This window comes from Pseudomonas sp. BSw22131 (assembly GCF_026810445.1).
GTDB classification, from domain to species: domain Bacteria; phylum Pseudomonadota; class Gammaproteobacteria; order Pseudomonadales; family Pseudomonadaceae; genus Aquipseudomonas; species Aquipseudomonas huanghezhanensis.
The window spans coordinates 923,728-939,008 of sequence record NZ_CP113949.1 but is presented as its reverse complement, the minus strand read 5'-3'; the positions used below and the strand labels follow the sequence as shown (position 1 = coordinate 939,008).

The following is a 15,281-nucleotide window of genomic DNA, read 5'->3' as shown; positions in this document are numbered from 1 at the left end:
GACGCGAATTCATTCGCGTGGCGTTGGGATTGATTCAATCCGCACGGCCGCCTCGCCAACAAGTTGGCTCCTACAGAACCGGAAGCGCTTCTGGATGGGCGCTTGATCTGTAGACGCGAATTCATTCGCGTGGCGTTGGGATTGATTCAATCCGCACGGCCGCCTCGCCAACAAGTTGGCTCCTACAGGGATTTGCGTTCAGCGCGAAGCTTGTTGAGCGAGGCTTGCCCGCGAAGCTTCGCTGACCAGTGCACATCTCCTGTGCACAGGAATTCATTCGCGAGGCGTCATAACGGGGTGGATTCGTGACGATGTATCAGACGAACGAATCATCGTCGTCGAACATGCCGCCGCCATCGTCGTTACCATAGTCGGTATCGGCAAAGCCACCTGCATCGTTGTTCCCGCCCCAGTTGTCATTGCTGGTGACGTTCTGCTGATCATCGTTCCAGCCACCGGTGCTGCCTGAGTCCTGGCTGAAAGTGTCGCTGACGTTTTGCGCCGGCTCCTCTTTGATGACTTCGACAATCTCCTGCGGCTGGCTGTTTTGATGAAACAGGCTGCTGATGCCTTGCGCCAGCATCACACCGCCGGCCACGCCTGCCGCTGTTTTCAATGCACCGCCCAAAAAGCCGCTGCCCATTGGCGAGGCAGGTGCTTGTTGCTGCGGCGGCTGCTGCGGCTGCGCGTAATTACCTTGCGGCGCGGCGCTGTTGTAAGGCGGTGGGCTAGCGGGCCCCGAGTCCCGCCAGCCGCCCGAAGAAGGCTGCGGATTGGACGGACGCTGTTGGGAAAACGAAGAAGGCTGCTGAGCCTGTGGCTCCCGGGCGCCACCACCAAAGATGCTCGACAGGAAACCGCCGCTCTGAGCCGTTGCGGGCGCCTGCGCCTTGGCGCGCTGAAGCTCGGTCTGCAACTGCTGGATCTGTTCATCGCGCTGGCGACTCTGGGCCTCGAGCTGCTTGATGGCCACTTCCTGCACGATGATAGCTTGCGCCATGTAATAAGGGGCGCCTGGCTGCTCGCCGAGGTGTTCCTTGATCCGCGCTTCGGCCTGGGCGTCTCGTATGGCCGAATCCTTTTCTGCTTGCTTGAGTTTTACAAACAAGTCGTCGATCAGGGTTTGCTCTTCGCTGTTCATGGCGACCTCGTTAGATTGCCGTTGGAATTCGTTGTCAGACCAAATGGTCGGATACAGGCAAGGTAATGGGGCTGTTCCGGGGCGTTTCAATAGGATGTAAAAAAAGTTAACCGGGCCGGGCCCGGCACAGCGCATCCCATTAGCCCGCGCGCTGGCACTGCGTTAAAGTGGCGGCCTGCTTTCAGCCTGTGATGTCGCAATGAACCCGCTGACGATTCTCCGAGATTCCCTTTATTTTTTCCGGCGCAACCTCGCCAGCATCCTGACGCTGTGCCTGCCACTGGTGGTGCTTGAGGCGTTATCCAAACAATTGCTCAGCAGTACGCTTGATCCGAATGCGACCGCGACGTATGAGTTGCTGATCGGGCTGCTGTTCTACCCGCTGTACACCGGGGCGCTGATCCTGTTTCTCGACGCAAGGAGCGGTGGTGACGAGCCATCCAAACGCAATCTGCTGGCCGCCGCGTTGCGGTTGTGGCCGACGTTTGCGGTGCTGTCGGCGCTCAGCACATTGCTGATCATGGGCGGTCTGTCGCTGTTCATCCTCCCCGGCATCTGGGTGATGATCAAACTGGTGTTTTCGGAATATCTGCTGGTGTTGCGCGGCTTGAGGCCGTTGGCCGCCATGCGGGCGAGCTTCATGATGACCCGTGGCCACATGCTGCGCATCCTGACCTGCGTGCTGTTCGTTTACCTGCCGTTGTCGGTGCTGGAGGGCATCAGTTACTACGTTTTGCCTGAGCAGCAAAGCTTTGCGCTGTCGCTTGCGGTGGACAGTACTTCGAGTTTCCTGCAGCTGTTTATCAGCGTGGTGATGTTTCGGATGTTCATGTTGATCGACGAGCAAACCAAGCCTGTCTGACTGAAGCTACAGCCTGCTGCTAGCGCAACGCTCTCCCATTGATCAACTGAGGTGCCAGCCAGAACGATGCCTCGATTAACACGATATGTGCTGATTGCCACGCTGCTGGCGGCGTTCTGCGCAGGGCTTGTCTACGACGTCACCTGGCACCCTGCCGAGCACGAGCGCATGCCGGTGAGTTGCAACGCCAAGGACGCAGCCGCGCCACAACTGGCGCCAGGGCAGACGCTCAAGGTCATGACCTGGAACATCCAGTATCTGGCGGGCAAACGCTATGTATTCTGGTACGACATGGCCGACGGCAGCGGCCCGGACGAGCGCCCGACACCTGAGGATGTGGCCTACAACCTGGACGAGGTGGCGCGAGTCATTCGTGACGAGCAGCCCGACGTCGTGCTGTTGCAGGAAGTGGACGACGGCGCCAAAAATACCGATTACGTCAACCAGCTCGCCTTGCTTCAGGCGCGCGTGACGGACCTGTACCCGTGCAGCACCGAAGCGTTTTACTGGAAGTCAGACTTCATCCCCAACCCGCACATCTTCGGCAGCGTCGGCACCAAGCTCGCAATCATCAGCCGCTACGTGATCGACAGAGCCGAACGCCTGCAACTGCCCTCACCCGCTGGCAATTTCATCAGCCGACAGTTCGCCCCCCGACCCGCGTTGCTGGTGGGTTATCTGCCCATGACCGATGGCAAGCACTTGGCGATAGTGAACACTCATCTCGGGGACTCACACCCCGGCGACCGTACCGCAACGCGGCAGCTTGATGTGATGAGAGGCCTGCTCGACGAATTCGAACATGCACAGGCGCCCTGGATTCTCGGGGGGGATTTCAGTTTGCTGGCAAAGGATCAATACCACCGTTTGGCGCCTGAATTACGCGGTGAATTCGCGCCTGTCAGTGAACTGCAGGCGCTGTGGGACCGTTACCCGATGGTCCCGAGCAACGACGACGCGGCCGGCGAGGATCGGCGTAAATGGTTCACCCGATTCCCCAACGACCCACGCGTGAGCGGCCCGGACCGCACGGTCGATTACCTTTTTTACAGCCCAGCGATGAAGCGCCTGACAGCTCGGGTACGTCAGGACGACACCCTGTTGATCTCTGATCACCTGCCTGTCATCGCCCGGCTCCTGCTGCCCGGAGTCAGGGCTCCTGATTCCGGCCAGCTCCCCCGATAAACGAAGGGCGGGTTGGTGTTGATTCTGTCCGAAGGCTTTAGGCGTGAGCGTACTCGCGATGTGCCAGGGCTGCGTCCAACAGCGTAGCGGCAGCAACTAAAGTCTCTTTGTGCACGCAGGCATTAACGATTAAAAAAGGCAAGACCTGCGACTTAGAGCGACCCTGTCACTAATACGCACCGCAATACACTCATACCTTGCCCACAGAGCGCCTATCTTTTCGCGCAACTAACTTCATTTAAAAACACCAATCTCCGAACGCTAACGCTCAGAACCACCGGACACTTACCCTCCTCAAAAACGCAGTCCCAAGTGCATCGCTAACGCGCAAGACTTGATCATCCCCACACTGGCACCCATGCGAGATCGCTTTACCCTCGCTTGAATGATCAACAGTATTTGACGCTGGACAACCGACGCCATCGAACGATGCAGCCCACTAACCACTTGACCTCCAGCCAACCAGCAACCTGTCAAAAAAGAATCCTTTCTCTGCCGGAAAACAGACAACCCACTATATAAATTAAAAATTGACGCCATATTCCCGTTAACGAAACGACTGTTAGCCCGCTATTTAAAATCGCCACTCTAAGTAAAATTTGACGCCAACAAAAATATTTAAAATATTTCAACTTTAGTAGTGGCAAAGCGTATTGCTTCATCTATAACTAGCAACAGACCCGTATTAGCGGCTCATAAAAATGAATAACAAAAAGACTTGGGGCGCCCTCGCCCTGCAACTATTAGTTGTTGCCACCGCCTGTGCGCAGTCCAGCGTAAGCACTACTGCAACTGTCGATCAACATCGAACGCTCAACCATAAAGACGTGGGCGGTATTGTCATCGGACAAACCATCACGCTGGCCGGCCGTGCCTTTTATGACAGCTTCGCAGTGGCCTGGAGCGAGAAGGACGAAACCGGAACCTTCACGGTTGCGATCACGGAACGCCCGACTGCGCGACTCGGCAGCCAGGTCTTCGTCGACTACGGCAATCGCCGTCTGTTCCAGACGTTTCTGCCGCCAAACCGCACGCTCATTCCGGCCATTGGCGCTGATGCAGCTGCGCAGGTTTTTCAGGCAATTCTCGACTACCAACTCGCGCAATTTTTTGGCGATCCGGACCTGGGGCGCGACGAACTATGAAAGGTATTTCTATGCAGCGTTTATCTCTGACAGTCATCGGCCTGACGCTGATGTCCGGACTCGGCCAGGCCGCGCATGCCAGCGAACTGGCCTATGTGCCCAATAACCCCTCGTTTGGCGGCAATCCATTGAACGGCCCGGTGCTGCTGAATCAGGCCCAGGCGCAAAACCGGTTTACCGAGAAGTCGTCGTACTCGTCGGCTTCGGGACAGACCGCCCTGACTCAATTCAACAGCATGTTGCAGAGCGCCATTCTCAGCCGGGTGTCGTCTGCCGTCACCTCAAGCATCGTCGGCGCCAACGGCCAACTGGTGCCGGGAGTGGTTGAAACCACCGACTTCCGTATCGCGATCACCAATCTTCAAGGTGGGCTGCTGCAAATTGTCACCACCGACAAGAACACCGGGCAGACCACGCAGTTTCAAGTGAATCAACCGTAGGACCCGCTGTACCTGTGCGTCACCAAAACAAAAAACAATCACACGTTGAAAGGATGACTTCTCATGCAAGCACGTAAATCACTGCTGTCCATCGCCGTTCTCGTTGCACTGTCTGGCGCTGCCATGGCCGACTCCAGCACCGTCAACACCTACCAGGACGGCTCCAGCCAGATATTGAATGTCGAGCAACGCGGCGCTACCCAGTCGACCGTCAATATCGATCAAAGGGGAAGCCGCAACAGCGCTGGCACCGTCGCCGGCAACCGCTCCTCCGGTACGCCAATCAGCCAGAGCGCGACTTACAGCGTTTTGGGCATCAATCAAAACGGCAGCAGCAACTTCACCGAAGCCAGTCAGGCGGGTAAAGACAACAGCGCCACGGTCAATCAGACTGGCAGCGGCAATCAAAGCGCCAGGCTTGATCAGTCGGGCGGCTACAGCACTGCCACCATCAACCAGGACTACAACACCCGCACCGGCGCCAGCATCACTCAGGGCGGTGGCAACAACAACACAGCCAACACCTCTCAGAGCGCCAACAACACGTTCGTCAGCGCGGCGATTTCCCAGTCGGGCAGCTACAACTCGGCCGGTGTATCGCAACAAAACAACAACAACGTGGTGTCGGGCAAGGTCAGCCAATCTGGCAACAGCAACACCGGGACCGTTGCGCAGCAGTACAACCAAAATCTGGTGTCTGCAAACGTGCAGCAAAACGGCAACAACAACATGGGCTCCATCGGTCAGGCTGGCACCAGTTTCAGTGCTGCCTCTGCGCTGCAACGCGGTGATTACAACACTGCCAGCCTGTATCAGAACGGCAATGTCCTGAGCGCAGACGTTCAACAACGCGGCAACAACAACTTCGCGTCCAGCACTCAAACCGGCTCCTTCAACGAAGAAACCCTCCTGCAGACCGGCAACAGCAACCGCGCAGTTGTCAGCCAGACCGGCAGCGGTTCTTACCTGGCGGCCAACAGTGTTGGCCTGACTCAGTCGGGCAACAACATGGTCGCCAACGTCACCCAGACCGGCGGCAGCGGCAACGTGGCCGCTATCTACCAACACTAAGATGTTTTACCCCGCCGGGGCTCCGGCGGGGTTTCTTTGCAGGAAGAGAAAGCATGTACATCCGTTCGTTATCATTGATCGTATCTGCCGTAATGTTAGTCGCCGGTTGTGCCACTTCCCGTCCCGCATCAACCGTATCTCCGGCCACGCTGTCGCCTGCCACCCAGAGCCTGCGTGACCTGACTCATTTGCCTGCGCCCGCTGGACCTATCAGCGTCGCGGTATACGGCCTGCGTGACCAGACCGGCCAATACAAACCCTCGCCCGACAGCTCGTTCTCGACGTCGGTGACCCAAGGCGCCGCCTCGCTGCTGATCACCGCGCTGCGTGATTCCCGCTGGTTCAAACCGGTGGAGCGAGAAAACCTGCAAGACCTGCTTACCGAACGCAAAATCATTCGTGCGCTGGAGCAACCGCAAGATCAGGCGCAGGTTCAGCTGCCTGCATTGCGCCCGGCCAACATGCTGATCGAAGGCGCCATCGTCGCGTATGAAAGCAACGTCAGAACCGGCGGGATTGGCGTGCGTTATCTGGGCATCGGACCGTCAGAGCTGTACCGGCAGGATCAGGTGACAGTGAACCTGCGTGCGATCGACATCCGCACTGGGGACATCATCCAAAGCATCACCACGACCAAGACGGTGTTTTCGATTCAGGTCGACTTTGGCATCTTCCGCTTCGTTTCCCTCAAGCACCTGCTGGAGGTCGAAACAGGCCTGTCGCGTAACGAACCCGTGCAGCAGTGCGTGCGTGAGGCCATAGAAACCGCGTTGATCCACATGATTGCCCAAGGTGCCCGCGATGGCAGCTGGAACCTTAAAAACCCGGACGACATCAACAAGCCGTTGCTGCAGAGCTACCTGAAAAACTACGACGAGCAGATGTCCACGTTACCGATTACAGCGTCCGACCGAGACTTGATTCCTGACGGAGAGAAAAATGGCACTCAAAAATAATCGACGGTGGTGGCTCGCTGCCGCTCTGTCCTGCGCCGGCGCGCTGTCCCAGGCGGCAGATCTGATGCCCGAGGCGCGTTACTCGGATATCACGGTGGGCAATAGCGTTTCCACCATCGCGCAGATCGGCTCGAACAACAGAACCCGCGTCGACCAGAGCGGCGCCGCCCAGCGTCTGAATCAGATTCAGTCAGGTAACCGAAACCTGGCGACGATCAACCAAAGCGGCATCAATAACTCGATAACGGCGCAACAGACAGGCGTCAGCAACGGCATGGAAGTCAGCCAGTCGGGCAACAACAACCAGGCGGGCGTGGTACAGAGCGGCACCGGCAACGCAGCCAGCGTCGTGCAAAACGGCGCGTATAACCAGGCGTTTGTGGGGCAATACGGGCAAGCCAACCAGGCATCGGTCAGCCAGGCCGGGTTTGGCGGCACGGTCTCGATCACCCAATACGGCGACAACATGAACGCCACCGCGACGCAGAAGTAGAGGCAACTCCGATGATGGATTTCTCGCAGTTAGCCGTATCAATCGACATGCAGCGCAACGGCAGCGTCGTGATGATCCGCCCACACATCGAGAACCCGACCCCGCTGTCGCTGCATTATCGAATGGCGATCAAGCAAAGCAGTTCGAGCGGTCACTCAGGGATCAATCAGGACGGCGAAGTGCAGAGCGGCGCACCGGGCAACAGCGTCACCCTGAGCATGCCTGAGGGCGCGACGTGCCAGGTGCACCTTGAAGTCTTTCAAAATGACACGTTGCTCAAATCGGTAGAGGGTTCGTGCAGTGACGCGTCCGTAGACTGAACGCGAAGGTGTATCGCTATTGATTCTGGCCACAGGCTTTGAAAAATTCACATCTGCGCCGCTGTTGCTTCTGGCCTGAAGCTTCGGGAACCGCATGTGCTGGCTGTTGCTTCTGGCCGGAGGCCGTGGGAGTTAGCTTGCTGACGATCTGCAGCGCAGCGGCAGTAGAGCCTGCGAATGCGGTCTTTCAGATAGAACCAGGATCCTGCGAATCAAGGCCGCCTCATCGCGGCCTCGCCCTGGCTCGTCAACTCCTACAAAGGAAGGCGTGACTTTCGCGGGACCTCGTACTGCCGCTCGCTCGCGCTAACAGGATGTGCGCTATGTGGGTAAACGATGCCGCTTTTGTAGGAGTTGACGAGCCAAAGCGAGGCCGCGATGCACCACCTCACTTCCTCGGTTTTACCCGCGCCGTGGGCTCAGCCACTAGCGGGTCGTCGGGCCAGTAGTGTTTCGGGTAGCGGCCTTTCAGATCCTTCTTCACTTCGGCATAGGTGCTGCGCCAGAAATTGGAGAGATCCTGAGTGACTTGCACCGGTCGCCGTGCGGGGGACAAAAGGTGCAGTTTGACGATCTGGCGACCTTGGGCGATGCGTGGCGTGTCGGCCAGGCCGAACAGCTCTTGCAGGCGCACGGCCAGAATCGGTGGATGCTCGCTGTAATCAAGCCGGATCGACGAACCCGACGGCACGCTCAGGTGGTGCGGCGCTTGCTCGTCAAGGCGCTGCGGCAACGGCCACGGCAGCAAGTTATGCAGAATCGAAGACAGGTCCAGATTGCCGAAATGACTCAGTCGCGAGACCTTGCCCAGATACGGCAGCAACCAGCGCTCCAGGCTGGCAAGCAGGGCCTCATTACTGACATCGGGCCATTCGCTCGCATCAAGCCTCTCCAGATCCAGCTGCCTGAGCAACGCAACCCTCGCCTGCCATTGCCGCAGCTCGGGCGTCCATGGCAGCAATTCGAGGCCTTTGCGCCGCACCAACGCCAGCAACGCATGGCCACGGGCAGACTCGTCCAGCCCGGTCAAAGGCTCTCGACTGACGATCAGCTCACCGGCCTTGCGCTGACGTTCGGCGCGAAACACGCCTTCGCGCTCGTCCCACTCCAGGTGATCGACTCGCGTCACCTGCTCGCTCAGGACTGAGTCGAACAGTGTTACGTCAAACTCTGCTGCGAGGTAGATCCGCTCCTCGCGCTGTCCCTGACGGCTGCCGAGGTCGGCCACCACCAGCCACGGCTGCTTCATGAGGGCGTCCGGCTCGGCAAATAACGCTGCGCGGCCATTGGCGAGGCGATATTCCGCACCACCCGCTTTACGTTGCTGCGCCACACGGTCCGGGTAGGCCAGCGCCAGCAAGGCACCCAGCCAACGCGAGTGCTCGGGGTCCGCGACCGGGCTCGTCACGCTGCCACGCAAAAAACCCCGGTACTGCCGTGCAAGTTGTTTGGCACGCTGCACGCCGCCTTGTGCGCCACGTGCTGCGCGCTCAGTACCGGCCAGTAGCGTGAGGCGGCTGTGCAGATCGGCACCGGCGCCGCGCAGAATGTCGCGTTCCCCCAGCAAAGCGGCGACGTCACAGGCCAAAGCACCCAACCCCCATGCATGACCGCGCAGCAGCAAATGAGCGATCCGTGGATGCGCGGGAACCTCGGCCATCGCCTGGCCGTGTGGCGTGAGTTTCCACCCCCCGTCGGCGGTGCGCGACAACGCACCCAGGCGACCGAGCAAATCCTGCGCCTGTGCATACGCTGCAGCGGGCGGCACGTCGAGCCAGACCAGTTGCGCAGGCTCAACGCCCCATCGCGCCAATTGCAAACCCAGCCCGGCGAGATCAGCCTGCAGAATCTCGGCCGCGCCGTAGGCCGCCAACTGCTCGTGCTGACTTTCGGACCACAGCCGATAACACACGCCGGGCTCCAGTCGCCCCGCCCGGCCGGCACGCTGGGTGGCGCTCGCCCGGGAAATGCGCTGGGTGTCGAGCCGGGTCATGCCGCTGCCAGGATCAAACCGCGGGACACGTGCCAGCCCGGCATCGACCACCACTCGCACGCCGTCGATGGTCAGGCTGGTTTCGGCGATGTTGGTGGCCAGCACCACTTTGCGCGTGCCTGTGGGCGCCGGCTCGATGGCGGCGCGCTGAGCGTTCAAATCCAGCTCGCCATGCAGCGGGCACAACAAAATATCGCGGCGCTCACCCAAGGCATCCGCCAGTTGCTGATGGACACGGCGTATCTCCGCTTGCCCCGGCAGAAACACCAACAAGCTGCCGGTTTGACTGCCTAGCGCGTCCAGCACCGTCTGCACCACGCGGGGCTCGATGAACTCACCTTGCTGAAACGGCCTTCCCCAGTGCATCGTCACCGGGAACATCCGCCCGTCGCTGCGCACGATCGGCGCATCGTCCAGCAGCGCCGACAACCGCTCGCCCTCAAGCGTTGCCGACATCAGCAGCACCTTCAACGGTTGGTCATCGCGAAACAGCGCCCGACCGTTCAGGCTCAAGGCCAACGCCAGGTCGGCATCGAGACTGCGCTCGTGGTACTCGTCAAAAATAACCAGCCCCACGCCCTCCAGCGCCGGATCATCCTGCAGGCGCCGGGTGAGGATGCCTTCGGTCACCACTTCAATGCGCGTGTCGGGTCCAACCTTGCTGTCCAGACGAATGCGGTAGCCGACCGTTTCCCCCACTTTCTCGCCCAGCTCCGAGGCCAATCGCTCTGCAGCCGCTCGGGCTGCAAGGCGCCTGGGTTCGAGCATCAGAATGGTTTGCCCGGCGAGCCACGGCTCGTTGAGCAGCGCCAGGGGTACACGCGTTGTCTTGCCCGCGCCCGGCGGCGCTTCGAGCACAGCTTCGTGGCGGGCAGCCAGGGCTTCACGCAGGGCAGGCAGAACAGCATCGATTGGCAAAAAAATCATGGGGGCTCCAGAACAGGCCGCCGATTATACGGCGCTGTTCATGGCTGTGTGGGTTGGTGAAACGAACCGTCTGCACGCTTGGATAGTCTTAGCGATTAGGCATTTGCCTTGTATAGTTGCGGCTTCCCCTGAGGAGATCCCCCATGCGCATTCCTTCCCGTTTGATTGGCGGCGTTCTGGTCGCCACCTTGCTGACCCAACTGACTGCCTGTGGCAGTATTTTCTACCCCGAACGTCGTGGCCAGATTCAAGGCAACGGCCGAATGGACCCGGCTATTGTGATACTCGATGCCGTCGGGCTGCTGTTCTACATCATCCCCGGCGTGATCGCGTTTGCGGTCGACTTCGCCACCGGCGCGATCTACCTGCCCGAAGGTAAACACGCGCAAATCGATCCACAAAAACTGCAACCAGCCGTTCGCACGGACGGCACCGTCGACAACGCTAAATTGCAGGCCATCATTCAGACCGAACTGGGCCGCAGCCTGCCTTTGGATGACCCGCGCCTGATCCAGCACAAAGGCAGCACCGAGCAATTGGCGAGCCTGGGATTGATCCCGTCCGCCTGACCGGACTGATGCGTAAAAAGACCGGCATAGCCGCCCATACTTGAAGGAAGCCTCATGATCACCAGCCCTGAACACGTCCGACTGTTGCGCCTCGCGACGCGGGCCTCGCTGGTGGTCGCCAGCACGTTGATCGTTGCCAAAGCGATTGCCTGGTGGCTCAGCGGATCGGTCAGCCTGCTCGCCGGGCTGACCGACTCCATGCTCGATGGCGCGGCATCATTCCTTAATTTGTTGGCGGTGCATTACGCGTTGCGCCCTGCCGACGACGATCACCGATACGGGCATGGCAAGGCCGAAGCGCTGTCTGGCATCGCGCAATCGTTGTTCATTGCGATCAGTGCCTTCTTGATTGGTTTCCAGGCTATCGGACGCATCCTTCATCCGGAGCCGGTCGGCGCGCCGGGGCTGGGCATTGCAGTGATGGTGCTGTCCATTGCGCTGACCGTTGCACTGCTGATGCTGCAACACAAAGTGGTCAAGGAAACCGGTTCGGCCGCCATCCGTGCTGACTCACTGCACTACCGCTCTGACCTGCTACTCAACGCCAGCATCTTGGTCGCGCTAGGCCTGGCGTATTTCGGCTATGCACAACTGGACGCGTGGTTTGGTCTGGCGATTGCGCTATACATCCTCTGGAGCGCTATCTCAATCGCACGGGAAACAGTGTCGGTGCTGATGGATGCAGAGCTGCCGATAGACGTCAGCGCCCGCATGCTCGAGCTGGCGCAAGGCGTGCCCGGTGTACTGGGCGCCCACGACCTGCGCACGCGGATTTCGGGCAGTCACTGGTTTGTCCAGTTGCACCTTGAGCTGCCAGGGTCGCTCACGCTGTCGGCGGCGCACACGCTGTGTGATGAGGTGGAGCATGCGATTAACCGGGAATTCCCGAGGGCCGAGGTGCTGGTACACGCCGACCCTCAGGAAGTGGTCAACAACGCGGTCGTCTGACTGTCAGTTGACGTTGTAGCCCCGCCCGACCAGGCAACTGGCCATTGATTGCTGATACACGTTCAGCACTTCTGGCGCGGGCGCATAAGTGGCAGTGCTCGGGTTGAAGTTGCTCTGCGACACGGCATAGTTGTAGCAATCGTAGCGGTCCTGCTGCACCTGCTCAGGGCCTTGGCCGTTGGCGGGATAAGCGGGCACTCCGTACGGGTCGGTTTGTTGTTGTTGCTGCTGTGGAGGCGGTGCCTGGGGTGGCGAGTAGACCGGCTGGACGTTTTCGGGTGGTTGAGCGACGACGTATTCCTGAGTGTTCTGCTCGTAGGTGTAATACGTACCCGCCGCGAGGAAAAACAGCGCGCTGCCCAGCCATACTTGTTGCGCGTAGTCTGGCAAATTGCGCACACGGGCGCCGCGCGGTGGTTCGACCACGATGTAACGCGGGCCTTGCGGGCGGTACCAGTAGCCACTTGAATAGAAGTAATCCTGCCCGCGATATGGCACACGCGAGTAGCCACCGGGCACGCGGTCTATCTCATACCCCGGACGATACCGCGGCCCGTCGCCCCAGCCGTTGCCATGACCGAAGTCCGGACGGCGGTCATTTCCGGCCCGCCAAGAATCGTTATGCCGACCGCGAGGAATGTCCTCGTAAAAGCCCTGGCGCGGTTGCTGGGTTTGACGCGTTTCATTGGGACGAGGCTGGATTGGCAGATTGGTCTGTCGATCCTGCAACTGGCGCTCCTGCTGTTGACGCTCCTGAGTCTGCCGCTGCTGCTGTTGCTGTTGTTCCTGACGCTGTTGTTGCTGGCGGTCCTGTTGTTCCTGCTGCTGTTGGCGTTGCTGCCGCTCTTGCTGATCGCGTTGCTGGCTCGAACGCTCCTGGTTTTGCTGTTGCTGTTCGCGCTGCTGAAACTGCTGTTGTTGACGTTGCTGCTGGTTTTGCTGCTGTTGAATTTGCTGCTGCTGACGTTGTTGGTTCTGCTGGTTTTGCTGCAGCTCACGCTGTTGCTGCTGAGGTGGCGGCGGACCACCGTTGGCGTTGCCGCGGTTTGAGTCTCGGGGGTTGTTATCGTCGGCCAGAATCTGAGCGCTGATGCTCAACGACAACAGGCTGACACCTGCCAAAAGCCAGATGCGCGTTTTCATGCTTTCCTCACTGCGGCGCGGATACCTGTTAGTAGGACTGCATTCTCGGTGCGCCGTTCGCGGCACTCTATCAGTCTGGTAAGGGTTGGCGAATAGCACGGCTCAATGTGCCGTTACGATGCAATCGCTCAGGTGGGCATGCATCGGGCTTGAGAACGGCCGTGCATCTGGAGATCACAAATCGCGCGCATAAAAAAAGGGGACCGCGTGGTCCCCTTTTGGGAATACCGTCCTGGCTCAACGCTTTTGGCGTCGGCTCACCTCGCATCGTCTTCTGGACGGTGCGTAGCCCGGGGGCCTACTCAACCCTGTTGGGTTGGCGGCCGCGACTGACCTGATTCGGAGAGTCGCGCTGGACGCTATGTCCGGGCAGTGATTCTGTTAAAAAGAATAGGCTTTGGCGGGTAGCTGGGGATTGCGAATATTGCTGACGGAAACATCACTTGCGCAATTTTTCACTTCGGATGAATAATTCAGCGCAATCCATCTAATAAAGGGACAATTCGTGAGCAAGCTCGATAGATATGATCTGAGTATTTTGGCTGAGCTGCAGCGTGATGCTCGCATTTCCAATCAGGAACTGGCCGAACGCATCGGCTTGTCTCCATCGCCTTGTTCACGCCGGGTCAAGCAACTTGAAGACGACGGCTACATTGTTGGCCAGGTCGCGCTGCTGGATCGCAAAAAACTGGGCCTGAGCCTGACCGCTTACGTCCTGATCGGCATGGACCGGCACACCCCCGACCGCTTCGAGAATTTTGAGCAACAGATACGTACGTTGCCGCAGGTCCTGGAATGCAGCCTGGTCACGGGCGTTGACGCCGACTACCAGCTCAAAGTGGTCGTGCCGGACATGGACCATTATCAGAAATTTCTGCTTGGGCACCTTACCCGCATCGATGGCGTGACGAGCGTGCGGTCCAGTTTTGTACTCAATCAGGTGCTGGCCAGCACCGAGCTGCCACTGATCCATTTGCGCAGCTAGGCTATCCGCGCAGCCTCATAGAAGGAGCAAGCCATGGACCCGGCCGTGTTCGAAGAATGGATGATGACGATTCTGATGACGCTTCTGGTCGGCTTCATGGCATTCATCGTCTGGGACCTGGCGAAGAAGTCCAAAGCCGGGCGTTTCGGCACGATCATTCTGTTCAGCGTGCTGGGTTTGGGCGTGCTGGCGTTCGTGATCAAGGAAGTGGTGATCGCGTTGGTTGAACAAGGCGGCTGATTAGGCGAAATCACCACGGCCGTATGGTTTCAGGGCCGCTTTGCGCCCCATCGCGGCCTCGCGCGGCTCGTGCGCTCCTACAGGGAATTTGCGGCGTTTGAGAGATTTTGATTCTGCCCGCAGGGCGTGGGAGTTCAGCTCGCTTTTGATTCTGCCCACAGGGCGGGGCTGAGCTGACTTTCCCTAAAGCTTTGCAGGCACTTCCCGCCATTGCCCTTGATCCAGCCCCTCAATCGTCCAGTCGCCAATCTGTACGCGCACCAACCGCAATGTCGGCAAGCCTACGGCCGCCGTCATACGCCGGACCTGGCGATTGCGTCCTTCCTTGATTACCAGCTCCAGCCAGCTCGTGGGCACGCTTTTGCGAAAACGTACTGGCGGCGTACGTGGCCATAGCTGCGGCTCTTCCAGTTGCCGTGCAAGCGCAGGTAGCGTCGGGCCGTCATTGAGTTGCACGCCCTCTCGCAATTGCTGCAATTGCGCAGGCGTTGGCTCGCCCTCGACCTGCACCCAATAGGTTTTTGCCAACTTGTGTTTAGGGTCCGCAATGCGTGCCTGAAGCTGACCGTCGTTGGTCAGCAGCAATAGCCCTTCGCTGTCCCGGTCCAGGCGCCCTGCCGGGTAAATACCGGGGAGCTCGATGAAGTCCTTGAGCGTTGCGCGGCCTTCGCCGTCACTGAACTGGGTCAGAACGTCGAACGGTTTATTGAACAGAATCAGGCGTGGCTCGGCTGGCGGCGCTTTGGCGACACGGCGGGGTGCACCTGGATTATTGACGGCAGGGCGGCGGGAGGCAGGACGTTGGGTGCGCGGCATACGGACTCGAAACACGGAAACAGAAAGGGCCACTTTAGTGGCCCTTT

The 15,281-nt window shown here is 59.4% G+C and carries 16 protein-coding genes; 12 read left to right on the top strand and 4 right to left on the bottom strand.

The features are described from left to right. Window positions 1–316: 316 nt before the first annotated feature. Window positions 317–1,141: a DUF2076 domain-containing protein gene (locus OYW20_RS04135; protein WP_268799467.1), complete on the bottom strand. Its 825-nt coding sequence runs from the start codon at window positions 1,139–1,141 to the stop codon at window positions 317–319. A 199-nt stretch (window positions 1,142–1,340) separates the two neighbouring features. On the opposite strand from OYW20_RS04135, the gene OYW20_RS04130 reads away from it, so the two are divergent. The 8 genes from OYW20_RS04130 to csgH all read left to right on the top strand — a co-directional run bounded on the left by OYW20_RS04130 (window position 1,341) and on the right by csgH (window position 7,613). Next, on the top strand, window positions 1,341–2,003 hold the full coding sequence (locus tag OYW20_RS04130) for a YciC family protein (protein ID WP_268799466.1): 663 nt from the start codon (window positions 1,341–1,343) through the stop codon (window positions 2,001–2,003). 66 nt (window positions 2,004–2,069) lie between these two features. Beyond that, window positions 2,070–3,188, top strand: coding sequence for an endonuclease/exonuclease/phosphatase family protein (locus tag OYW20_RS04125; protein WP_268799465.1), 1,119 nt, complete (start codon window positions 2,070–2,072; stop codon window positions 3,186–3,188). Window positions 3,189–3,889: 701 nt separating this feature from the next. After that, window positions 3,890–4,333 carry a CsgE family curli-type amyloid fiber assembly protein gene (locus OYW20_RS04120; RefSeq protein ID WP_268799464.1) on the top strand — a complete coding sequence of 148 codons (444 nt, stop codon included), beginning with the start codon at window positions 3,890–3,892 and terminating at the stop codon, window positions 4,331–4,333. 11 nt (window positions 4,334–4,344) lie between these two features. Then, the gene (locus tag OYW20_RS04115; RefSeq protein WP_268799463.1) at window positions 4,345–4,773 is read left to right on the top strand and encodes a curli assembly protein CsgF; all 429 of its coding nucleotides are present in this window, start codon (window positions 4,345–4,347) and stop codon (window positions 4,771–4,773) included. Between the two features lie 63 nt (window positions 4,774–4,836). Continuing rightward, complete coding sequence (locus OYW20_RS04110) at window positions 4,837–5,844, top strand: hypothetical protein (RefSeq protein ID WP_268799462.1); 1,008 nt, start codon at window positions 4,837–4,839, stop codon at window positions 5,842–5,844. Window positions 5,845–5,897: 53 nt separating this feature from the next. Continuing rightward, window positions 5,898–6,800: a CsgG/HfaB family protein gene (locus OYW20_RS04105; protein ID WP_268799461.1), complete on the top strand. Its 903-nt coding sequence runs from the start codon at window positions 5,898–5,900 to the stop codon at window positions 6,798–6,800. Further along, window positions 6,784–7,293 carry a curlin-associated protein gene (locus OYW20_RS04100; RefSeq protein ID WP_268799460.1) on the top strand — a complete coding sequence of 170 codons (510 nt, stop codon included), beginning with the start codon at window positions 6,784–6,786 and terminating at the stop codon, window positions 7,291–7,293. The genes OYW20_RS04105 and OYW20_RS04100 overlap by 17 nt, the downstream gene beginning before the upstream one ends. Before the next feature lie 11 nt (window positions 7,294–7,304). Further along, window positions 7,305–7,613, top strand: a complete 309-nt coding sequence (gene csgH / locus OYW20_RS04095) for a curli-like amyloid fiber formation chaperone CsgH (RefSeq protein ID WP_268799459.1) — start codon at window positions 7,305–7,307, stop codon at window positions 7,611–7,613. 388 nt (window positions 7,614–8,001) lie between these two features. On the opposite strand, the gene hrpB is transcribed toward csgH, so the two are convergent. Then, window positions 8,002–10,533 (bottom strand): ATP-dependent helicase HrpB, encoded by a 2,532-nt coding sequence (hrpB, locus tag OYW20_RS04090; RefSeq protein ID WP_268799458.1) that lies wholly within the window; start codon window positions 10,531–10,533, stop codon window positions 8,002–8,004. Window positions 10,534–10,676: 143 nt separating this feature from the next. Here hrpB and OYW20_RS04085 point away from each other — a divergent pair, with 143 nt between their 5' ends. Further along, window positions 10,677–11,102: a polyribonucleotide nucleotidyltransferase gene (locus OYW20_RS04085; protein WP_268799457.1), complete on the top strand. Its 426-nt coding sequence runs from the start codon at window positions 10,677–10,679 to the stop codon at window positions 11,100–11,102. A 54-nt stretch (window positions 11,103–11,156) separates the two neighbouring features. Then, entirely contained in the window at window positions 11,157–12,050 is an 894-nt protein-coding gene (locus tag OYW20_RS04080) for a cation diffusion facilitator family transporter (RefSeq protein ID WP_268799456.1), read from the top strand. A gap of 3 nt (window positions 12,051–12,053) precedes the next feature. Here OYW20_RS04080 and OYW20_RS04075 read toward each other — a convergent pair whose 3' ends face one another. Further along, window positions 12,054–13,193, bottom strand: a complete 1,140-nt coding sequence (locus OYW20_RS04075) for a DUF6515 family protein (protein ID WP_268799455.1) — start codon at window positions 13,191–13,193, stop codon at window positions 12,054–12,056. A 505-nt stretch (window positions 13,194–13,698) separates the two neighbouring features. On the opposite strand from OYW20_RS04075, the gene OYW20_RS04070 reads away from it, so the two are divergent. Both OYW20_RS04070 and OYW20_RS04065 read left to right on the top strand, forming a co-directional pair. Further along, complete coding sequence (locus OYW20_RS04070) at window positions 13,699–14,178, top strand: Lrp/AsnC family transcriptional regulator (protein WP_268799454.1); 480 nt, start codon at window positions 13,699–13,701, stop codon at window positions 14,176–14,178. A 33-nt stretch (window positions 14,179–14,211) separates the two neighbouring features. Continuing rightward, entirely contained in the window at window positions 14,212–14,418 is a 207-nt protein-coding gene (locus OYW20_RS04065) for a DUF2788 domain-containing protein (protein ID WP_268799453.1), read from the top strand. 183 nt (window positions 14,419–14,601) lie between these two features. Here the strand turns inward: OYW20_RS04065 and OYW20_RS04060 are convergent, their stop codons facing one another. Beyond that, window positions 14,602–15,234, bottom strand: a complete 633-nt coding sequence (locus tag OYW20_RS04060) for a pseudouridine synthase (protein ID WP_268799452.1) — start codon at window positions 15,232–15,234, stop codon at window positions 14,602–14,604. Window positions 15,235–15,281 lie beyond the last annotated feature (47 nt).